This window comes from Streptomyces sp. SAI-135 (assembly GCF_029893805.1).
Lineage (GTDB): Bacteria > Actinomycetota > Actinomycetes > Streptomycetales > Streptomycetaceae > Streptomyces.
Window position 1 is genome coordinate 886,852 of record NZ_JARXYP010000001.1, and the last position, 21,941, is coordinate 908,792.

Consider the following 21,941-nt stretch of genomic DNA (forward strand, 5'->3'; position numbering starts at 1 on the left):
ACGCATCAGAGCGAGCGGACAGTCCCGCAGATCGTCCTCGCCACGATGGGGCTCACCCCAAGCCCGCCCCGCCGCCACGGCGTTTCCCTCGGATCGTCGCACTGTTGATCTGTGTGTGCCGTTGTCTGACGCCCAATGAGCACGGATCGAGCCACTGTTACTCGATCGGGCGCCCAAGCGGCGCGGGCGGTGACGAGATCACCGTCAGGTGATCGACACAGTCGCCTTCCGGTACCTCTCAGGCTGCCCGCACATGGATCTGCCGCAGGATTCGGCGCGTGGAAAGACGTCCGCAACCGGTGCGAAGGTAGGTCGCCGACGGCATCTGGAAGAGGGTCTTCACCGCACTGCCGTCCCAGGTGGAGACGGAAGGCGACCAGGGGTGGCGTCGCGGACGATTCCACCATCGCCTGTGCCCAGCACGTTGCTGGGGCCCGTCAAGAGGGGCCCCAGCCGGCAAACCAACAGATCATGCCCCCGGACACTCCCACGGCGGGCCCTGGCAGCAGACGGACAACGTCGGCCGGGTCGGACACAATCGGCGCCGCCACCTGGGGCGCCGACTGAGGGATGGCCCACTCATCACTCCCCGCTCCCCCAGCAAGCCTCATGCTCACGATCTACTCTCCTGGGTCGAAGCAGGAAGCTGCTGAACCCAAAGACCCTGTCCGGGGCAATCCCGCCCGCGCGGAACGCTCATCCGCGCGGGCACCAGGCGCGGCCTTCTAGAGGGGCAGCTTTATGCCCAGCTCCTGCATGGCGCGGGAGGGCGGGCCACCTTCCGACCGTTCCGTCTTGTAGCCCTTCACGCAGGGCTGGAGGGTACGAGGGTCGATAGCTTCCGCAGGAGCGCTGCGCGCGTAGAGCCCGTCAGGCTCACTGTCCCGATCATGGGGCAGCAGCCAGAAGACACGGCGCCGGAATGTGCCAGAAGCCCGTGAGGGCTTGGCAGCCGGCCCCAGGATGGCATAGCCCACCATCCGCCCGTCACGGTGGTACGGAGGCTTGCCCTTACGCGTGGGCAGGCGATCCAGACTCTGCCGCACGTAGTCGAGCTGGTCGATGTCCTCCAGCCACACGAATTCCGTCTCGTGGCTGATCTCGTCCGCGCTGATCAGGGAGCTCATGCGTCAGTGCCCCTCTCCTCGTCGGTGAGCAGTCCGATGCCCGGGTAGTACTTGCGCTGGTTGGACAGGATCATCTCTTTGGGCGAGGCCAGCCCGACCAGCTCACGGGTACGGGAGGCGAACGCGCGCGAAGAGATGAACTGCGCACCTTCATTCTGACACCAGATCTTGTAAGCCGCGTAGAGCGCCGTCTGTTCGGCTCTGAGATCGGGCCCCAACTGACAGCACTCCTCGTAGAAGCGACCTGTATGGTCTTCGGTTTCGGCATATGCAGTCGTGGCGATGCGTACACGCTCAGGACCGGTCAGATCACGATCCCCGCCAAGGTAGCGGCGGGCGCCGTCGATGAGCCAGGCCAGGATACCGGGGCCTTCCTCGATGACGAGAAGATCAGCCAGATTGTCGATCTTGCGATCGTCGGACACAACACGCTCAAAGGGGATCAAGCGCATACGCCGCCAGAAGGCGAACCCGCCCGTGCCTACTTCAGGCTTGTGATTGCCCAGCAGCCAGAGCTTGTGGGTCGGCTGGAAACTGAAAGGGTCCTGCCTCATGCGGCGGGCCTTGATGCGGTCGCCACCGGTCAGATGTTTCACGCGGGCTTCATCGAACCTGTCGCCCGGCTTGATTTCCGAGCAGACGTAGACGCGTCGGCCATGCAGTTCCGCAAGGTCGGTGGGATGGCCTTCGAAGGGCTTGGCCATCAGGAAGCCCGGTGGGGCGGCGTCCGCGTAGTCACCGAGCAACTTCATGATGGCATCGAGGAGAACTGACTTACCGTTTTTTCCTTCACCCCAGAGGAAGGGAAGGATCTGGGCGCCCACATCTCCTGTGATGGAGTACCCCAACAGCAGCTGCAGGTAGCTGATCATCTCCCGGCCTTCAGCGTCGTCACCAAAGGTGTCAGTGAGGAAACGCATCCACCTGGGAGTCGGCATCTGCCGAGGGCCGACGGAAGTTGAACGGGAGTGAAAGTCCTTGTTCGGGTCGGGAGCAGTGAGCAGTCCTGTACGGAGGTCGACAATCCCCTGCGGAGTGCACAGGGCATAGGGGTCGGCGTCGAGACGATCGGGCTTGAGAACCATCCCCGGGGCGGAACGGGCCTGCGACAACATGGCGTTCATGCCTGCGGTGGACAGGGCGCGTCGGCGGTGCTGCTGCAGCGCAGTCGTGGTGAACAAGCCACGGGGGTCGTGGGTGGCGATGTTCTCGGCGAGGTCGCCAGCAGCCCACACCACGGAGTCATCCTCGTCGATCTGCCATCGAGTGGTGTCCCACCGGTACCAACCGATCTTGGGTACATGACGGTAGTCATTGGCGTAAAGCTTCACAAAGAGTTTCGCATTGCCGCGGTCCGTCAGGGTATCGGGCAACAGTCCCCGTGCCGTTGCCTCGCCAGTCGGCCTTTCAGTCGCGGCCTGGGAAGGCAACGGCACGGTGGCAGTCTGGTTTCGGATCTGAGTAGCGACGGCTTCGGCATCGAACTCAAAGAGCGTCTCGTGTCCTGGAGAGGTCATGGGCGCCTCCCCAAGGTGTCCAGAGGCTTAGTGAGACCTGCGGCAAGACCACTTCGAATGATCTGTTCGATCCGCGACTGCTGACCGGGACGCGCAGCGATCGCAGTGTCTTTGAGCGCCTGCTCCGCCTGTTCCTGGGAGAGGCGCCCGGCTGCGATAAGGCCCCCGAGGGTGAAGGCAGCACGGTTAAGGACGTCGGAGAATCCCGCCCCTTCGTGAACTTGGCCGCAGGCTTCAACGGGTGCGAGCACTGCGTTGAGGACTCGTTGAGCCCGGTCTGATCCACCGCTAGCGGCAAGCACAGCCTGCTGGGCCCGCGGCGGTACGGGGCGAGGAGCAGGGATTGTAGGGGCAGGCAGATGCCCGGTACGGGCGAGTTCCTGAGCCAGCCAGAGAGGAAGGGCTGCCGGCTCTCGCGGCTCGCCCACGGGGGTATAGGTGCCCTGCTTGGTTGTGGTCCCGGGAGCAACGATGTAGCTGCCTTGAGCGCGGATATCTACTTGCCAGGCCAGGGCCCGGGCTGGGCTGGAGCCGACCGAAGACAACCACCGGCGGTGGCCCGTGGCCCGGTACCACACGTGAAGCCCGCCGGAAGGGGTGCGCACGCGCAAGGTGCTCGCATCATCGGCGGGGCTCTGCTGGTTGCGGAGGGCGGCCAGCACGGCAAGGGTATGGAAGCCGTTGGCCAGACCAGTGAGATCGATCTGGTCACCGATAGGGATGCCTGGCAGGATCCGGTCCCGGGGCGGGGTCTCAACCTCGTGGGCGTCAATGTCGATGACGACCAAACCAGCAGAGCCGCAGGAGACGCCGACTCCCAGACCAGGGTTCTGGCCCCACCAAGCCTCGATGCGGGACTGGTTGAGGGTGGCGGCGTGAAAACTATGACACCAGCCGCCCGTGAGCACACAAGGACAACTGTCCGGTGGGTGGGAGCCGCCTCGGCAGTCGGCGCAGTTCGCAACGGGTGTCTTGCGGCCAGGAGCAAGGGGATGCACGGGCCAGCCACGGCGAGCGCACCACCGGGCAGTGTTCAGAGACGCAGCTACTGGACGGGCAGGGGGCACGGGCTCTACTGAGTCGCTTTGAAAAAGCTGCAGATCAGAAGCCATGCTCGTTCCCTCCCAGCGACCGAAGCGACTCAACGACGAACACAGAGTAGCGAATGAGACCGGCGAGACTGTGCAGTACATGCGGAACATCGTTGACTCCGTGTCGAAAATGAGACCGACCGGTCCTTCTGGCAGCTACTAAGGTAGCGGCTCAGCGACTGGAGCATGTTCGGTCGCTGAGCACCTCTGCAGAGGAAAACAGCAGCTCAAAGCTACTTAGCTGATCCAAAAGCGACTGAAGCGACTGAAGGATGGAGTCTATGACGCCTACACGCACACTAAAGATTTCTCCTATATGCAAAGCCTGGGTCGCTTCAGTCGCTCTCCCTGTGCTTGACCCGTTCTGACCTGCGGTTTTGCCCCGCTGCACGAACAGCGACTCAGCGATTTGAGGGTCGCTGCCCGTTCAGTCGCTACTCGCCACCAGCCAGCGATCGAAGCGACTGAAGCGACCGAAGGATGGAGGTTCCCAAACGCCGCCCAGCTACCGGAGGGCCCGCATCCCCCGCCCCCCTGGCTAGGCGTTTTTTCCTGACAGCGACCGAAGCGACCGAAAGAAGCCAACAGGAGGTGCGTTGGGGCTTTTCCGAAGACCCTCTCCATGTGCTCGAACGGGCTCAGAGAGACCGACGGGGCGTCCGCCGGCCTACCCCCTCCCCCGGCTGCCCGGAGTTCCTGTTGACGCGCTCCGTTATCTGCCTCGCGGTCCTGCAAGAAGGAGGTTGACCTGTGGGCGCGGCTCAGCTGGTCTAGGCATTCCCTCCAAGCTCCCTTCACCCCCGGGTCGTTTTCACCCAGGGTTGCTTCAGTCGCTGACTCGATGGCCTCACGGGATGTACGCCCCCACTCGCTGGCTACAGCTTTGTCGGCCGGATGCTCGTCTTTGCCGAACGAGTCTCTTGAACCTCGCCGAGTCGCCAAGGAGCCTCGATCCGCAGACTCGGCCGCGCCTGGGCGAGATGCCGTCAGCCCTGGGTGCCGCCGCGGTCCCAACCGGTGACCGACCGTCGGTTCCGAGTTCTGTCCAGTAGGACGATGACGCGGTCGTTGGCTGGGTCTAACTGGCCCCGACAAAGCCTCTGGAGGAGGCGGTGGTTGATTGGGCAGACGGCGAGTGCGAGGAAGGCTTCGTGGATGTCGTCGCGTCGTTGCCGGTGGATGCGCGGGCGGCGGATGCTGTGCAGCTGGGTGGTGGTGTCTCGACGGCCCAGCGGAAGGTGCCCAGGCCGGTGCTGTGCGGCTGGCCGCGTTCGGCGATCGCGGGCCGGATGCCGCGCTGCCGAAGCAGTCGGCGGTACTTGTCGTGGTCGTAGCCGCGGTCGGCGAAGAGCATGTCGGGCCGCCTGCGCGGCCGTCCGACGACGCCGGCCACGGGCGGGATCTTGTCCAGCAGCGGCAGCAGTTGGGTGACGTCGTTGCGGTTGCCGCCGGTCAGCGACACCGCGAGCGGGATGCCCTGGCCGTCGGTGATGATGTGGTGTTTGCTGCCCGGGCGTGCGCGGTCGACCGGGCTGGGTCCGCTTTTGGGCCCCGGCGGGCGGCCCGGACGTGGGAAGAGTCGATCACCGCCCGGGACCAGTCCAGCTGGTTCTTCGACCGCAACGCGTTCAGCAGAAGCTGATGCAGCTGGTCCCACACACCCGCCTCGTTCCACGCCGCAAGACGCCGCCAGGACGTCATTCCCGAGCCGAAGCCCAGCTCCTGAGGCAGATACTCCCACTGGATGCCGGTGTGCAGGACGAAGAGGATGCCGCACAATGCCTGCCGGTCCGGGACTCGCGGCCGCCCCTCCACCTGCCTCGCCGACGGCTCGGACAGCAACGACTCGATCACCGACCACAGTTCATCCGACACCATCCACGGCCGCGACTGACGCTTCCCCATGCCCACACCAACGACCGATCAAGCAGACACCCACATCACCGAACCGCTTCTGCTAGACCCAGTACAAGTGGTGGGCGTGGTTTGGGGTCACTGCGGGTCTGAGGAGGCCGTTCCGGCCAGGTTCTTTGCGGTGAGGCGTACAGCTTTCTCCCAGGCCCGGACCTCGTCGGGGGACATGAAGTCGAGGTGGTACTCCAGACCCACGGCCGCCACGAACTCCCGCTCAGGATCTGTCAACGCCTCGATCCCCTGCCAGACTCGGTGTGCGGCGATCTTCGGTGACAGGGCACCGGAGGACAGTTCTGTCGCCATGTGATGCAGGAAGCGACGTTCAGCGGTCTCGTAGTCCGGGATCTGGATCCCGAGTTCTTCCATGGTGTGCCCGAAGAGCTGGCGGAGGTCTGCTGGGTGCTCGTGTCGGGAACGGCCGGCCAGGTCGCGCAGTGAAGGAGAGTCCTGGCCGACAGTCAGTAGGTGGGCCGCCAACATGGGCAGGTCTTCCACGCTGATGAGGTTCGCCACGTACTTCCAGGCGATGGTGGCTGGTTCGTCCATGCGCGGATCCTGACCGAGGCGAGTGCCTCTGACCAGTAGGTTATTGGCTCCCTGTGAGGCGCCGTTGGCCGATGAGGAGGGCAGCGATGCCCACCAGGGCCAGGAGTGCACGGGCTTGCGCTCCTAGCGGCGATGCAGACGGCGACAGCCTGCCAGGACACCGTTCGCTCGACCACCCATCTGTGGCGGCCGAGCCGCTATGAGGGTTTGAAGCCTTTGTGGGCGATGCGGTGGTGTATGCCGCGACTGTGGAGCCATCGGCGAAGATGGTTGTAGCGTAGCCCTTGTCGCTATGGCGTTTCTGGTCGCCTGCGACGCGGACGCAGGCGGGACCGGATTGGCGGCATGCCCTCCGTACCAGCGGAACCAGACCCTGACTGTCGTCCACGTTGGCTGCGGAGATGCCCTGGGACAGGGGCAGTCCGCTTCGGTCGGTGATCAAATGAGTCTTCGATCCGGGCTGGCAGCGAACGGTTGGATTTGGTCCCGCCAGTAGCCCTCTTTTGGGGCCCTGATTACCGAGCCGATGCCACATCGGGACCAGTCCAGCTCACCGAGCCCGCAGAGCCCGCCGAGTTCGTCGAGGATGACGTAGCGCAGCCTGGCCCAAACGCCGGCATGGCTCCACTGCACAAAGCATCGGTAGACCCGGGCCACGCCGGGCCGAAGACTGGCGGGAGCAGTACGACACCACGAGGTCAACCAGGTAGACGGGTTCGGGGGGCCGATGGAGGAGCAGCCGACCGAGGTCCGTGCGGCTTGAGGGCCCCCTCAGGCCGCCATGACCGCCGCCAGGGTGCGGTCCATTGCGGCGTTGAGGAGCGAGACGTCCGGGGCGACCTCGCCGACGGAGAGCGGCAGAACTGAGGTGCTCCTGACCGCGACCTCCGGCATCAAGGTCAGGACCGCCTGAAGAGGGTGAGCTTCCAGCAGTTGTCCGACCTGTGTCTCCAGGGCTCGTCGCCGTTCATGGACGGCGACGAGCGAACGGACCAGCGACGGGATCACGACGTCGTGACGACGACGGTCTCCTCTTCGAGCGGGTCGAAGACCTCTTTGACCAGCTCACGGCGGCCACGCGCCAAGCCCCGTGCCGGATCGCCTCAACCAGCTTGCGGCGACCGGCTTTTGCAGGGCGGCCGGAGATTCGTAGCGCTCCAGCAGCCACGCCCCCGCTGGGCGTCCCGGCGTGGGCCCAGGACGCGCTCAAGGCCGGGGTGGAACGTTTTGAGCAGGCGTACCCGGTTGGGGGTGCGGGTGGCCCCCTCCGCGAGGAGCTAGTCGAAGCGCGCCCATGGTCAGCTCGGTGGTGATCTCGTCGGCCAGCTGCAGCGTATGCGATCACCGCGGACTGCTGCGAGTTGCCCTTAGAGAGCCGCGATCCGCCGCATGGGCAGATCGGGCAGGTGGATAGAGCTGGCCGAGTATGAGGGTGAAGAGGTCCCTCTGGGTGGGTGCGTGCCAGTCTCCGTGATCGTTGCGGCGGCGTTGGTAGTGGGTTTTGGCGCCGGGTGAGGCCCTGATGGAGGCGAAGGCCCCGAGGTGGCTGCGTGGTTGAGCCGGTCGTTCTTCACCCAGCGTCGTGTGATGCTCGATTCTCTGCCGGATGCCCTGGTGATGGGTGAGGCATCGGCATATGCCTTCACACTGCAGGCGTCGGTGCACTTGGTGCGGCCGTCTTCGATAGGCGAGTATCTGGGCGCAGAGATGGATGCCGAGGCCGGGGAAGCTGATGATGATTTCAGCGTCCGGGTGGTAAGGGGGAAAGCGTCTTCGACCGCCCCGGCAATCTGGTCGGTGGCGGTGCAGGCGGCTTCCAGCTGGATCAGGAGTGCGAGCCCCCTCCGCAGGCCAAGCTCCTGGAAGAAGCCGAGTTGCTGGCTATGGGACTAAAGGGTGAAGTCGCGGAGGGCGAGAGTACGCCGCCCTGAACCAGGTCCTGTTTTCTCTACGAGGCACGGTGCACGGACGGCAGATCATCGGCCGCCTGGTCACTCGAGCCGCTGATTCCGAGACCGCGGAGTTCGAGGGCCGCCCTGGCGTGGACGGAAGCATTCAAACGGTGACTCTGCCGGTGCTGTCGTGAACGCGACAGAGTGCCGTGCCTGTTGCTCTGGGGCCATTACACAGTTCTCCCCCGCCAGGACATCAAGCTTGCGCCGTCGCCCGGCCTGACTCTTCTCTCTGGGAGATCTTTCGTGGAGAGCGCCGAGACTTGCGGACTCCCGCCCGCAACGGTTCCGTCAGCGACGGAGTAGGGAGCCACAGCTTCTCCTTGGTCTCTACTACGTCCGGTCACACCTACCCGCTGCACGCTGATGAGCCCCGCGCATTACGTTCGCGTACGCCGACTGCGCGTGCAGCCCACCTGATCAACCTCAGCCGGTACAGCCGTCCAGTCAGCGTGTCGCTGTCTATACGGCCTCTGGTGATTACGCCGTAATCACCAGAGGCCGCTGCCCCAGCGTTTGCGCTTGGACGAAGTGGTCCTATCCGGCCGAAGCTCTTCGCTCTCGCTCCGAGAGCTGAGATGTCCCATCTCAGTGAAGGCGAACGATGTCTGGAGGCCCTGCCCGGGCCAGGCGTGGCTGGAGTCGCGTCCGCGACGGGCGACGAACCAATCGTGCCACCCGGTGAGCCCGCGGCCCCATGCCTCAGAGCACGCTGGTCTGAGCCGGTCAGGAAAACGCGGTCAGCAGGTGGAACGAGGTCTTGCCGACGAGCAAGCCAGGACGTTGCCTGACGCAGGCGACGTGCTGACGATCAGTCACCCCTACTAGAGGCTGCGCCGTTCGGCACAGTCCGCTGCGAAGAACCCCCTCCTCCGACTTGGAAGGCTCCCGCTGACGTGGATTCACATTCTGTGAATCCACCGCGATAAGGCAGACTGCGATGTATGCCTCGCTCAGCCCGACGCTCCCCCGCGCCCACAAAACCCCTGGTCAAGACGCCTGTCCGTATTGGCTCCATCGATACCGTTGCCGTTGTCGGACGGCTGCGGCAGCATCATGAAAGCGCAGAAGACAGCGACATCCATCGCATGCCAGCCGATGATGAGTTGTACGGAGCTTTGCTGTATCTGGAAACACACGCCGCAGCACTGAGGAACATCGATGCGCGGCGAGACTCCGCACTGGAACGGGTCCGTCTGTGGGAGTACCTGCGGGAGCAGGCAGATGTGCGGCAATCCAGAGCAATCGAGGATGCCCGAGCAGCAGGGGTTGAGTGGGCTGAATTGGCTCCAGCGCTGGCAGTGAATGCGTCCAGTGCGGCCTACAACAAGGCGATGCGGTTGCGAGCCGCGGCGTTGGTCAACCCTGCGGATCCGAGCCTGCCGGTGCGAAGGACGCCCGAGGCGGTGATGCTCGCGGAGCGGCAGGCGGCCAGCAAGGCGGCCGCCGACCGGCGAGCCGAGGAACTAGCCGCTCGCCGCCATGACCTTCTGGCACCAGTGGCGCGCCGACTCCTGGACTATCGCGCAGAGCTGGATGACGACGATGACGTTGAATTCTGGCTCGACCAAGTCGAGGCGGTACTCCCCCACTGTGAGACGCCCACGCAATTCGTCAGCTTGAGCATCTACATCAAGGCCGTAGTGCGGGAACTCTTGAAGACGGGTCCGGTTGCACAGAGCGCACGTCGGTTGAGCGAAGCCGCCCAGGCGGCTGTGGAGGCTGCTGCAGCGATTGTCACCGAGGCTTGAGAGGCCTCGGATGCTCTTTGCTGGTGGTTCAAAGCACATCTGCTCGGTGGTGCTTGTCGCCTCTCTGGGCGTAAGGACCCGCGTCAGCCAACGGATTCCCACCGACGGATCTGCTGTGGTCGATCAAGCTGCCGCCGTTGACGAAGTGTCAGTGTCATCGGAGCCACGTCGTTGCTTGTATCTCCCCTCTGGGGAGCTCGCATGACAGCATCGCTCGTCTCTGCTGAGGCAGACAGCCGTCGGACAGTCGGCCGAAGCAACTTGTGGGGCGGGAGACAGCCTCGGCGCTCTCGCATGGGGGGCGATGACGATGGGTCAGGGTGAGCGCGACTGATTACGTCGTAATCAGCTCCGGCCACTTCACGGCGCGCACGGATAGCGAACGATGCAACCTGTCCTGTCCCAATGAAGTTGGGGATCTGCACGGCGGTGACCTATGTGGACTGAGTTGGGTGAGACAGGTCGACTCGGTTCGTTGAGACGAAGGGCCGGAGCCGGCCCGTGGGGAATCAGAGGACACCTCAGTGGGGCCTCGCTTATGCCAGGCCCCACAACGGGATCAGACGGTCAGGACGAGCTTGCCCTGGAGGTGACCGCCGTCGAGCAGCCGATGCGCGTCGGCGACGCGCTGGAACGGGAAGGTCTCCTGCACGTGGACCCGGAGCCTGCCCTGTTCGACGAGTTCGACGAGACCTCGCAGGGCGACCGGATCGGGTTGGACTGCGATGCCGCTGAAGCGCATGCCGGCCGCCTCGTACCTGGCGATGAGCTCCGAATCCTCCTCGGCTACCGCCGTCACCAGGTGACCGCCCGGGGCGGAGCACTTCGAGCGACCGCTCGACGGTGTCGCCGCCGATCGTGTCGAGTACGACGTCGATGTCGCGGACCGCCTTGGAGAAGTCGACCGCCGTGTAGTCGATCACCTCATCGGCGCCGAACCCCTCGACGAACTTCCGCTTGCTTCCGCTGGCGGTGGTGATCACGTGCGCGCCGAGCGCTTTCGTGATCTGGATCGCGACGTAGCCGACCCCGCCGCCACCGCCGTGGACCAGGACGCGGTCGCCCTCCCTCACGCCGGCGAGGTCGACGAGGCCCTGCCAGGCCGTCAGTCCGACGATCGGCAGTGCCGCCGCCTGGACGTGCGTGAGTGAGGCCGGCTTGCGTGCCAGGTGCAACGCCGGCGCCGACACGACCTCGGCGTACGCGCTCACCGCCCGCGGGAACAGCGGCATCCCGAAGACCTCGTCGCCGGGCCGGAACCGCCACGTCTGCGGGGCGTCCTCGACCACGCCGCTGATGTCCCAGCCGAGGATGAACGGCGGCTTGCCGATCAGCGGGAACTCGCCGGCGCGCAGGCGCGCCTCCAGCGGGTTCAGCCCGATCGCCTTGACGCGGACGAGAACCTCGGTCGGAAGGGGCTGGGGCTCGGGCGCGTCCGCGATGGTGAGCACCTCGGGACCGCCGAGCGTGTGCTGGGTGATGACTCGCATGACTCTCCTGGCTTTGGAAGGGGGAGAGGACCCAGGCTATGAATCTGATAGGAACCAGCAGGTACCTTCGGCGCAGGTAGCTTTGGCTCCGTGAGCGGTTTTAGTCCCGGTGATTCCTTTCTCGCCGACTGTCCGGCGCGTCTTGCGGTCGAGCTGATCGCCGACAAATGGACGGTGGTCGTGCTCTACGGCCTCAACAGGGGCCCGGTGCGCCACGGCAGCTGATCGAGCTGATCGGCGGCATCTCCCGCAAGATGCTCACTCAGACGCTTCGACGGCTTGAGGCGCATGGACTCATCCGCCGCCACGTCTATGTCGAGGTGCCGCCCCGCGTCGAGTACGAGCTCACCCCGCTCGGGGCGACACTGATCGATCCGATCCACATGCTGACCGAGTGGGCGAGGGCGAACGGCGACGCAGTGCTCGATGCGCTCGACGCCGACTCCGAGCGGGTTGCCCTTAGCGACTGAGGCCCCACTAGGGGCAGCCCTCCAGAATCCACCTGCAACGAACGACTCGGCTCACTGAGAAAACGACTCGACTGAGCGAGACTGGACACAACCGCCTTCGGTTTCCTGCCGAGCGGGTCCGGGACCCCACGGTGAGCTGACCATCGTGAGACGAGGGCCCGAAGCTCAGGGAAAAAGCCACGATGGCTGACTGATTACGGCGTAATCACTTGCGACGGCCCGGAAGCAACGTTCGACGGAGTTGAGACCTCGGTAGATCGGCTGATCGCACCAGGGGAGAGCGACGACCCGGTGATCAAGTCGCTTCGGGTACCTCCGCGGCGCACCAGTTCGGTCCGATCCCCACCTCTCCGCTGCGGGCCGTGGAGTTGAGGCCGTTGTTGATGATGACGCGGCAGGGCCCCCGGCTGCGGTCGCTCGATCAAAGCTCGCTGTGTGCGTGGAGCTAGCCGTTTTTGCTTCCCGTCGCTACACGCGAGCAGGCGAACCCACCATGCCTCCCAACCATCTCGGACGCAGCAGGGGCTCCGGCAGGGTGATTACGCCGTAATCACTCAAGTAGCGGGGGCTATTCAGTGGAGCGGCGTCGGACGCCGTGGCCCGCGGGAGCTGTTGTCCTCCCGGCGTTCGACAACCTGGGGCATCGCGGCCTGGTCGGCAGCGCGATCAGGACTCGTGAGCCACGGAGGATTACGCCGTAATCACCCAGACGGCGCCCTGGAGACCCGCAACTTGCACTAACTAACGTGTCGATGGTGTAGATGATCAAGAGCGTTAGTATGGTGTCCTCATGAGTTCGCCAGTCACCTCCAGCGACCGTGAAAAGGTCGTCTCCAAGCTGCCGGGATGGCTCCGGCAAAACCTGAAGATCAGAGCGGCCCAGCACGGCATCGAGATCCAAGTCGCCGTGGAGGAAGGCATCAGAGACTGGTGCAACCTGGCCTCCACGTGCGCCACGATCGACACCGCTGCTGCTGACTCGTTCTCCACCTTCCTGCCGACCGGACAGTGGGAGCAGTTCCGGCAAACTGCCACGGACCGACGTGTCTCGCTCATTCAGGGCCTGGCGCAGTCCGTTCAGTTGTGGCTGGACACCAATCCAGCCCCGAATGTCGAACGCCCCGCGATCACCCGCCGCATCATCGTGTGCAATCAGAAGGGTGGCGTCGGCAAGACCGCCATCACTGCTGGCCTGGGCGAGGCGCTCGCGGAGGACCCCAACACCCTTTACCCGGCGCGTGTCGCCAAGGCTCTCGCCAAGGCCGTGCGTGCAAGCGAGGTGCACGACGCCGAGGACGGCCTGGACAACGATCCCCTCGACATCGAGAACCTGCCGGGACTTGGCCAGAGAGTGCTGCTGGTCGACTTCGACCCGCAGTGCCACCTCACCAACCAACTGGGTGGCACTCCTGCACCGATGGGTGGGGACAGCCTCACCAACCACATGGCAGGTGACCCCAAAGGCGACCTGCGCGACCTCATCATCTCTATCGACGATGAAGCATTTGAGGGCCGTCTCCACCTCCTGCCCGCTTGCAATGACGCCTTCTTGCTCGATGTGCGCCTGTCCGCGGTACGAGCCCGGGAAGCCGCTCTTGAGCGGGCACTTGCTCCCCTTGAGGCCGAGTACGACGTCATCATCGTCGACTGCCCCCCCAGCCTTGGCTTGAGCATGGACGCCGCCGCTTACTACGGTCGTCGACGCGACAGCGAGAAGCCCGGCCAGTCCGGAGCTCTCATCGTCGTCCAAGCAGAAGACAGCTCCGCCGACGCCTATGAGTTGCTCACCACGCAGATCGATGATCTGCGCGGTGACCTCAAAGTCGATATCGACTACCTCGGTATCGTCGTCAACCTCTACGACTCTCGTCGTGGATACATCGCCACCTCCTCACTGCAGGGCTGGGTGGACATAAAGGACCCGAGGGTCGTAGGACTCATCGGAGACCTCAAGGAACAGAAGGAAGCCGTCCGGGTGAAGAAGCCCCTGCTGTCGTACGCCCCGAAATCTCAGCAGGCCGTTGGCATGCGCGCACTGGCAAGGGAGGTCTCGTGAGCAAGGCCGACCAGCTCGGCGCAGGCCGTTTCGGCGGGGGAGTGCGTCCGGTCAGTGCGCGGCGCCAAGCAGTCGCCGCTGCCACGGGCGTTCCGACCGAGGGGATCGCCCCACCCACTGAACTCCCCGTGCACCGGATCAGCCTCAATCCGGACAACCCCCGCACCAGCCTCGGAGACTTGACCGACCTTGCGGGCAGCCTGAAAACTCACGGGCAGAAGCAGGCGATCACGGTCATGAACCGTGACGCCTACCTCAAGGCGAATCCGGGGCAAGAGGCCGATCTGGAACCGGACACCACCCACGTCGTAGTGGACGGCAGCAGTCGGCTTGCTGCCGCTCGAGAAGGCGGCCTCGCCACCATCAAGGTGATGGTCAGTGATGAGCAGGGGTCCACTCCCGAAGAGCTTCTTGAGTCCGCCCTTGTGGCCAACATCCACCGGCAGGATCTTGAAGAACTGGATGAGGCGCGTGCTCTCCAGCGCCTCCTCGACATTCATGGCAGTCAGCGAGCTCTCGCCAAGCACCTGCACCGCTCACAGGGATGGGTCTCACAGCGGCTCGCCTTGCTCAACCTGACTCCTGAACTCCAAGCCCGCATCGGCAAGGAGCCCATCGATCTATTGCGAGCTGTCGGCAACAAGCCTGCTGACCAGCAGCAAGCCGCTCTGGAGGAGCTCAAGGCCGACCGCGCACGGAAAGATGAGGAGACCCGAGCTCGGCCGAAAGCGCAACCGACGTCCAACGCGGGCGAGGCCACCACTCAAACCCGGCAGGAGAGTGATTACGGCGTAATCACTCGCGCCGCGGAGGAACCTGGCGCCGTCGGCATCGACGAGGCAGTGAACGCAGACGGCAGCGCAGCAGCAGGGGAAAGCTCCGCAACACCGGAGCTTTCCCCTGAGCTTGAGCTATCGCCTGAGCCTGAGCCGCCGTCTGAGCCGGCAGCCACTGCAGAGCAGGACCTGTCTGCCGGGCAAGCGGACAGCGCCACGCCGTCCGTTCCCGCGCAGGTTGTACAAGACAGTGGTACTGCGCAAGCGGCAGACCGTCTGCCCAAGAAGTTTCCCTACGACGACGGGCACTTCGCGGCGCAACTACTGATCCACAAGATGCCGCCCGACGAGTTCAACAGGATGCTGGACCAGCTCATCAAGCACAGGGACGCTCAGCAGGCGGCCACCTGATCTCCTCGGTTGGCAGGCTGCGCCTTGTCTGCTTACCGCTGTCTTCCTGTTGTTGTCTCCCACAACAACAGGAAGACAGGCAGAGCACCATGGGGGCGCGAGGACGGCCATGCGCCCTTACCCATCGACTTCTGCACTCCGTGTGGCTGAGGCCGAGTCAGCAGTGGAGTGATGACCGTCCGGCCATGTCGCCAGTCACGATCAGTCCGAGCTACGCCGAGCAGAGACTGGTGGAGCCAGATACGGATCGTGACAGCGGGCAGCGGGCAGCGGGCAGCGAACCGCGGCACGATCGGCCCGTCGTGCCAAGACACGAGCAGGACAAGAAGCCACGCCCAGCCGACTCGCACTCCGCGCTACTCGGGACGACGAGCCGCCGCCCTACCGATCCTGTTCAGGTCGTTTTCGATATCGGCCAGCAGTGATGAAGCCGCTCCAGGCGCCTCTTTCAACGCTCTGCGGACTACTGGCTTGCTCAGAGCCTGTGCGGCTTCACGCAACAGAGCCTGTGCCTTCGCCAGCCGCTCCAGATCGCCGGGGGCCCCACCAGTGCCCCCGACATCACTTCGGCGCCCTCGCGACTCCCCAATTGGGGAGTCGCGCAGCGAGACATCTGTCTGGACGCCGTCGCCCTCACCACCGGTGATGACCGCTTGCGTCGGCCGCGAAGCCGGTGCCACTGCATCACGTGGGGAAGTGAGCATCTCTCGCACCAGTGCGTCGAGCTGAGCGCGGTTCAAGTCTCTGGAGAGGGGGAGGAGCTGACGTGCGACGCGTCCCAGGAGCTTTGCCGTGACCCGTTTGTCCGAGCGGGCCACGGCATCGTAGACCGCGACGGCGGCCTCATCGCCGGCCGTCCGCTTGATGTCGGTCAGCTCTCGCACCTGCGACTCCCGAGGACGATGTCCCAGCTGACTGAGCGACTCGCCGATTCGCCATCCGTCCATCAGGCGGTAGACCTGAGACTCGGAGATCTCCCAATTCGCCCACACGAACTCGGCGAAGTTGTCGAAGCCCTCGTTGCGGTGCAGGTTGCCGACAGCCATGGTTTCCAGACTCTTGCCGGCCACCCAGAACGCGTTGTGCAGATTGTTCATGCCCGCTTTACAGGCTTCAAGAGTCGCTCGTTCCAGCGCGCTCAGGTCTCCCTCGCCGGCTGGTGGGCGAGGCGCTGGGATGGATTCCAGAGTTGTGCCGACCGGAGCCTTCACCACAACGGAAGCCTCTCGGAGCACGTCGGGCAGCTCTCCCCTCAGCAAGCCCTGCCCCATCGGCTCTTGAGTCGGGTCGTCGTCGAACACTCCGCCCATCACGCGGCAGCCTTCCTGCAAAGCTCATCAATCTCGGAGTTGAGCAGATCCATCTCGGCGGCCAGTGGCTGGATCGACTGCGGAACCACATCCGCACGTGCCGCCCGGCCGGCGGCGACGTCGTAGCTTTTCGCACTGGTGGGCAGCAGGGCCGCGTACTCGCTGAAGGTCAGGCCCTTCCTCCGGGCGTTGACCGCAGGCATCTCGCGGTACCCGACTACCCGTGCCGCCATCGGCGTACTGGGCCCGAGTTCCCTCATGATCTCGGCACGTACCTCACTGTGCAGTTGAGTGGCGCTTGGATTCGAGCCGTAAAGGCAAGCACCGACAACTTGGAGCTGAGGGTTCAACTGTTTGCGTACAAGCTTGTAGTTGCGGGCGATACGCCGCATTCCACGAATCGATGCGTCGTCGGAACGTGTAGGCACGAAGAGCCAACGACATGCTGCCAAAGCGAGCTGCTCAAGGCTGTCCTGCTCAGGGGCACTGTCGAAAACGATCTGGTCATACCAGTCTGCCAGAGGAGCAAGAGCGCGAGCCAGTGATGAGACGACGCCGATGCCCTCGACCGGCAGACGAGCGGTCAGCAGTGCAAGGAGCTCACCAACAGCTTCTCCGCCGGGGACGACGTCGAGATTGGGGCGGACTTCACGCACGGGCACCAGGGGGGTGCGCTCTTGGATCGCGCGGAAAAGACCCTGCCCGTTCAGTACTGATGGGCCTTCAGGACGGATGCCTCGCCCGAACCGCTCGATGCCCAAGTCGTCGTCATCCTGGCCCGTGACACAGATGAGCAAGGTTCGCTCGCCGCGGGCGGCATGCCAAGCAGCTTTGTGAGCGGCAATGGTGCTCTTGCCCACTCCACCCTTGCCGGTGCCGATCATGACGGCGTTCGGAGGGGGTTCGACGAAATCCTTCGTATCGCTCAGCACCGGAAGTGGCCTCCTCTTGCGATACCTCACGCACCGGGATGAGATGCAGCCATCAGGCATCCTGCCCCACCAGGACCTGTGAAACGGCAGGTTCTTGCGGCACTCCCCAATGGGGGAGTAGTCCAGGCGCCTTGCCGGCTGTCGCGGGCGGACGGTGAGCACCACCACACGGAATCACGTGCAGCAAGCCCCAGTGAAACAGACGCGCACGAGGCTGCCTGCTCGCCTCACCGGTCTACGCTCCGGACGATCAGCGACATCATCGTGTCTTCTCCCGAGGCCGCCGCACGTCCCGCGGGCCACTCTTCGAGCGATGGCGTCGAGGGCGGAGATTCGTAGGTCCCGGCCCGAAGCCGCTGGACGACCGCCAACGCGGGCAAGGCGTTCTCTACGTGCGCTACGCGGATCGGCGTTCTAGGCGGCAACGGCCCATTGAACGGCGGATGGAGCACTACGGTGTCACGCTGCGCGGTTCCGGTCCACTGGTCGCCGGAATCGCCGAAGCAGTCCAGACGGCCGGAGGCGAGCCGCAAGTTGTCCCACTGACGAAAACAGGCTGGGACTGTGACGGGGGGTACGGGGAGCAGGATGCCAAGAGGGTTCCCCCCTCAAGATGATCATGTGAATGCGGTACGACTGATTACGCTCTGTATGCGGCTTTTTCATGCGGGTGGCCAAACTTAAGAAGGGCAGTGATCATCAAGCAGTGGAAGACTCCGGTCGGCTCTGCGCATCGATCTGCTTCCAGTAGGGGAACGCGGCGGGACGGACGCCATCCTGAGTGAGTCCGTTGTGCGAGTTCTTCCGGGTCGGCGAAGGAACGCGTGGCTCCTTCGCGGGGAGTGCCCAGCGGACGAATCGCGCACCGGTGTCGGAATCTCGATCTATGGCAGGGGCCAGGATCTTCGCCACATCGCTGTCATCTGCGGGCACTGCGCGGATGACTGTGCCGACTGAGGGGCATTCGCCCGAGAGCATGTCACTTTCGGTGCCGTCCACCGTTCCGTTGGCCGCAGCGGCAGTGACGAGACCGTCGTAGCGCTGCTGTCTGGCGTCATCGGTGGGGTTCGACATGCCGCCGCGGGTGGCGTGCATCGGCTGTACGGTCACGGTGTCTCCGTGGGACTCGCATGGGTGGACGTCCACGGAAGCCGGAGACAGCTGGGAAGCGACGGAGGGCAGTGCGCTTGCGAGGCCGGCGACGGTGGCCAAGGCCAAGACCGGGAAGACGATGTACCGATGGAAGGTCATGACGCACCAAGTATGGAGGGGATAGAACGTTCGGTCTATCGTCATTAGATAGGCGTCCCTCGACAACTGTCAAGACTGAACGTTCTACCGTTTGGTAACATGGATCGTATGAGTCGGAGTAGGGAAGGTGGCGTTGTGTCTGAGGCGCGGACGCGGCTGCTGAACACGGCAACCCAGATCTTCTACGCCGAGGGGATCCATTCCGTCGGTATCGACCGGATCGTCGCGGAAGCGCAGGTGACCCGGGCCACGTTGTACCGGCACTTCGCGAGCAAGGAAGACCTCATCCTGGCCTACCTCGGGCAGGCCGACCAGGGCATCCGGGAGCGGGTGGCGGCCGCGCAGGCCAGCAGCCCGTCACCGTACGATCAGGTCCGCGCCGTGGCCCGGACCATCACCGACGGCATCCAGTCGCCCGGCTTTCGCGGTTGTGCCTTCCTCAACGCGGCGGCCGAGTACTCCGATCCCGCCCACCCGATCCACCAGGCCGTCCTGGCCCACCGGCAATGGTTCCTGACCACCGTCACCGACCTGCTGGCACAGAGCAGCGAGACCACGGCCGAGGCTGCCGGCCGTCACTTCGTCATGCTGCGCGACGGCGCCATGGCAGCCGGCTGCCTCTTCGACCCCAAACTCATCTCCGACACCTTCCTCCACGGCGTCGAAGGCATCCTCAAAGCCCGCACCATCCCCGAACTCAGCCAGAGGACGACCACCCCCGCACTACAGCCCTGATCACCGGAAGCCCCGAGGGTCTCGGCATAGCAAGACGCTCCCGCGTCCAAAAGCCCGGTGGCTGTCACGCCACCGGGCTGATCCATTGACGCTGTCCAATTGCAAGCGCCGCCCGGCTGAGCAGCCGGGCGGCGCACATGGCCATCCTTTTCCGGAGCGACTACGTGTCTGCGAAACGACGTACGTCGCGCGCAAGACGGCCGAAACCAGGCTGCCGCGAAGGGTGCAGCAATGCCAGTGGTCGTGGCAGGTCTTGAAGGTCTTCGTGCCGCGCCGACGGAAACCGGCCCGGCACGAAGAACTCGTTCAAGCGGCTTGAGATGACCTGGGTGCCGCGGGGGAGGCCCGCCGGGGCTGGTCCGCTGAGCTGTGTCTTCGAGGAATGGTCAGCTCTGCTGCTCGCCCAGTCCGGCCGGTCGGCACACCGAGTCCGTCGCTGTCCTGAGCGCCTGACGGTGGAGCGTGTCCAGGCGCTCCAGCGCTGCCCCTGATACTTCGGCCAGGGCAAGCTGCACTGAGCAGGTGACCGGCTTGTTGCGCAGGGACTCCGTGTCCTTGAGTTCCGCGAGCAAGGCCGTCGTCAGCTGGTCGAGTCGGCCCCGGATCTCACTGAGATCGGGCCGCGTCGTAGGTGCTTCGTCCGGGTGCGCAGTCCAGCGGGCGAACAGTCCACGCTGCACTTCCTTGCTCGCGGTGATCTGGTCGCGGAAAATCGCCACTGCCGCCTGCGAGTTCACTCCGACAGCCTCGGCCTGCTGCCGAACCTGCTCGAGTACCTGAGCCTCACGAACGGGGTCTTCGATGGGTGAGGCCGTGCCGAACTTGGACGCCGCTACGTCGTCGCTCACCAGCAGGCGCTCGATGACAAGGGCGGTCAGGGGGCCGAGCTGACCAAGCGGCTTGGACGTCACGCTGTTCACAGGTGCGGAGCTCGGGCCCTTACTTGCTGCCATGGCCTGGGGAGCGGCGAGCACTGTGGTGGCGAGGAGCAATCCGATGGTTGCCGCGCCCTGAGTCGTCCGATTTCGCAGATTCAATGGTTTGTCTCGTTCTTGATAGTCGTGAGGGGCGGTTGCGTGACTCATGACGCCGGGTCCGGCAGCGGGGTCGCGCTGAAGACGTGATGCGGATCGAAACGGCGTTTCACAGCGAGCAGCCGCGCGGTGTTCGGACCATACGCATGGGCAATCTGTGACGCTTCATCAGGTCCGAGCAGATTGGGGTATCCGCCCGGCAGCGCGTCGGACGCGAAGGAACTGCCCACCTTGTCGGCCCAGGCGCGGTGCTCTGCTGCACGACTGTCGTCTGCATCCCAGAGAGCGATGATCTCGATCATGAGATGTGGGGTACGGATGCCGAACGCCGTGTCCTCCACGGGCACGCGCGCTGCGGCCCCATGCAGGCTGTGCACCGATACGGCCGAGTAGGGCGAGGTGAGCGTCGACCCGGCGAGCGCCAGCGTGTCACGTACGCCTGGGGTGAGGGTGCGCACCGAGCGTTGACGGATCTCGACGTGCCGTCCGAAGGGGAACAGCGCGTCGACGCTCGCGAGCATCTCAGGGGTGGTGGTGGGGGCGATCTGGGAGACGAGGGCAGTCCCAAGCGAGTCGAGCCGCGCCAGTGCGCGTTCCCCAGCAGCGGTGTCATCGCCGCACCACGTCGGCGAAAGGAACACCATGGGCTTTCCGTCGGGGCCGGGCAGGACACCGGACTGCACCGTCAGGTCGTCCGGGCTCTCGACCAGAACGTCCGACAGCCCGGCCAGCACGGTGGTGACCTGCTCCCACGGAAACAGCATCATGCCGGACAGCAGTGTGGACACACGGTGAAGGCGCACGCGCATCGCGGTGACGACACCGAAGTTGCCGCCACCGCCGCGCAGGGCCCAGAACAGGTCCGGTTCCCGATCGGAGTCGACGGTGACGATCGAACCGTCGGCGAGCACCACGTCCGCGGACAGCAGATTGTCCAGAGCGAGTCCGAAGCGACCGCTCAGCGGTCCGTAGCCTCCGCCGAGGGTCAGGCCTGCCATTCCAACCGAGCCCGCGGAGCCAGTCGCAGCGGTCAGTCCAAAGGGGTGTGCAGCGGCGATGACATCGGCGACCGTAGCACCTCCCGACACGTGCGCGACCTCCGCCGCGGGGTCGACCGACACCGATCGCATGCCGGAAAGGTCGATGGTCAGGCCGCCGTCGCTCAGCGACCTGCCGGCCCAGTCGTGGCCGCCGCCGCGCACCGTGAGAGGCACCCCGTTCTCCCGCGCGGCCAGTACAGCGGCCCGGACGTCGGCCGGGTCGGTACACCGGATGATGGCTCCGGGGCGGGTGGTGACGGCGCCGTTCCAGATGCTTATCCCGGCGTCGAAGGCCGGCCCGGTGGTAGCGACTGTTCCCGTCCGGGCGGTCCTGCGCAGCGTGTCGGTGACGCGGGTGATCGGGGTGGGGGTGGGCGGTGACATGGCAACCTCGTCGGTTTTCTCGCTTGGAGTGGGCAGTTGCGTCTTTGGGGTAGTTCCGGATGGCGCCGTTCACCGAATGCCGCGGGCGGGGGGCTCCTGGAACACCGCTGTGATGGTGGCGCTGCCGGGCCAGATGACGATCATGTGGGCCCGC

The 21,941-nt window shown here is 65.0% G+C and carries 13 protein-coding genes and 5 pseudogenes; 5 read left to right on the plus strand and 13 right to left on the minus strand.

What is annotated here, in order from left to right:
- Nucleotides 1-725 precede the first annotated feature (725 nt).
- The 7 genes and pseudogenes from M2163_RS03845 to M2163_RS03875 form a co-directional block, all read right to left on the minus strand.
- Complete coding sequence (locus tag M2163_RS03845) at nt 726-1,127, minus strand: DUF6009 family protein (protein WP_020124411.1); 402 nt, start codon at nt 1,125-1,127, stop codon at nt 726-728.
- Entirely contained in the window at nt 1,124-2,644 is a 1,521-nt protein-coding gene (locus M2163_RS03850; protein ID WP_280854484.1) for a phage/plasmid primase, P4 family, read from the minus strand. The genes M2163_RS03845 and M2163_RS03850 overlap by 4 nt, the downstream gene beginning before the upstream one ends.
- On the minus strand, nt 2,641-3,756 hold the full coding sequence (locus tag M2163_RS03855) for a bifunctional DNA primase/polymerase (protein ID WP_280854483.1): 1,116 nt from the start codon (nt 3,754-3,756) through the stop codon (nt 2,641-2,643). Before M2163_RS03855 ends, M2163_RS03850 begins: the two co-directional genes overlap by 4 nt.
- Nucleotides 3,757-4,868: 1,112 nt before the next feature.
- A pseudogene (locus tag M2163_RS03860) lies at nt 4,869-5,640 on the minus strand (IS5 family transposase); the annotation flags it as partial.
- 87 nt (nt 5,641-5,727) lie between these two features.
- The gene (locus tag M2163_RS03865; protein ID WP_280854482.1) at nt 5,728-6,195 is read right to left on the minus strand and encodes a hypothetical protein; all 468 of its coding nucleotides are present in this window, start codon (nt 6,193-6,195) and stop codon (nt 5,728-5,730) included.
- Nucleotides 6,196-6,235: 40 nt separating this feature from the next.
- Nucleotides 6,236-6,840, minus strand: a pseudogene (locus M2163_RS03870) (IS5/IS1182 family transposase); the annotation flags it as partial.
- 195 nt (nt 6,841-7,035) lie between these two features.
- Nucleotides 7,036-7,530, minus strand: a pseudogene (locus M2163_RS03875) (IS110 family transposase); the annotation flags it as partial.
- Between the two features lie 1,561 nt (nt 7,531-9,091).
- Between M2163_RS03875 and M2163_RS03880 the strand changes: the two are divergent.
- A complete protein-coding gene (locus M2163_RS03880) occupies nt 9,092-9,898 on the plus strand; it encodes a hypothetical protein (protein ID WP_280854481.1) in 807 nt (268 codons plus the stop codon).
- A 559-nt stretch (nt 9,899-10,457) separates the two neighbouring features.
- Here the strand turns inward: M2163_RS03880 and M2163_RS03885 are convergent.
- Nucleotides 10,458-11,388: pseudogene (locus M2163_RS03885) on the minus strand (NADP-dependent oxidoreductase).
- Between the two features lie 90 nt (nt 11,389-11,478).
- Between M2163_RS03885 and M2163_RS03890 the strand changes: the two are divergent.
- From M2163_RS03890 to M2163_RS03900, 3 genes and pseudogenes are all read left to right on the plus strand, one after another.
- Nucleotides 11,479-11,858 (plus strand): annotated as a pseudogene (locus tag M2163_RS03890) (helix-turn-helix domain-containing protein).
- 790 nt (nt 11,859-12,648) lie between these two features.
- Entirely contained in the window at nt 12,649-13,914 is a 1,266-nt protein-coding gene (locus M2163_RS03895; RefSeq protein ID WP_280854480.1) for a ParA family protein, read from the plus strand.
- On the plus strand, nt 13,911-15,101 hold the full coding sequence (locus tag M2163_RS03900) for a ParB/RepB/Spo0J family partition protein (protein WP_280854479.1): 1,191 nt from the start codon (nt 13,911-13,913) through the stop codon (nt 15,099-15,101). Before M2163_RS03895 ends, M2163_RS03900 begins: the two co-directional genes overlap by 4 nt.
- Before the next feature lie 356 nt (nt 15,102-15,457).
- Here the strand turns inward: M2163_RS03900 and M2163_RS03905 are convergent, their stop codons facing one another.
- The 3 genes from M2163_RS03905 to M2163_RS03915 form a co-directional block, all read right to left on the minus strand.
- Nucleotides 15,458-16,411 carry a hypothetical protein gene (locus M2163_RS03905; protein ID WP_280855123.1) on the minus strand — a complete coding sequence of 318 codons (954 nt, stop codon included), beginning with the start codon at nt 16,409-16,411 and terminating at the stop codon, nt 15,458-15,460.
- Nucleotides 16,411-17,343: a ParA family protein gene (locus M2163_RS03910; protein ID WP_280854478.1), complete on the minus strand. Its 933-nt coding sequence runs from the start codon at nt 17,341-17,343 to the stop codon at nt 16,411-16,413. Before M2163_RS03910 ends, M2163_RS03905 begins: the two co-directional genes overlap by 1 nt.
- A gap of 699 nt (nt 17,344-18,042) precedes the next feature.
- Nucleotides 18,043-18,453, minus strand: a complete 411-nt coding sequence (locus tag M2163_RS03915; RefSeq protein ID WP_280854477.1) for a hypothetical protein — start codon at nt 18,451-18,453, stop codon at nt 18,043-18,045.
- A 249-nt stretch (nt 18,454-18,702) separates the two neighbouring features.
- Between M2163_RS03915 and M2163_RS03920 the strand changes: the two genes are divergently transcribed.
- Entirely contained in the window at nt 18,703-19,329 is a 627-nt protein-coding gene (locus M2163_RS03920) for a TetR/AcrR family transcriptional regulator (RefSeq protein WP_280854476.1), read from the plus strand.
- Between the two features lie 386 nt (nt 19,330-19,715).
- Here M2163_RS03920 and M2163_RS03925 read toward each other — a convergent pair whose 3' ends face one another.
- Both M2163_RS03925 and M2163_RS03930 read right to left on the minus strand, forming a co-directional pair.
- A complete protein-coding gene (locus M2163_RS03925; RefSeq protein ID WP_280854475.1) occupies nt 19,716-20,414 on the minus strand; it encodes a chorismate mutase in 699 nt (232 codons plus the stop codon).
- Entirely contained in the window at nt 20,411-21,787 is a 1,377-nt protein-coding gene (locus M2163_RS03930; RefSeq protein WP_280854474.1) for an FAD-binding oxidoreductase, read from the minus strand. Before M2163_RS03930 ends, M2163_RS03925 begins: the two co-directional genes overlap by 4 nt.
- Nucleotides 21,788-21,941: the final 154 nt, after the last annotated feature.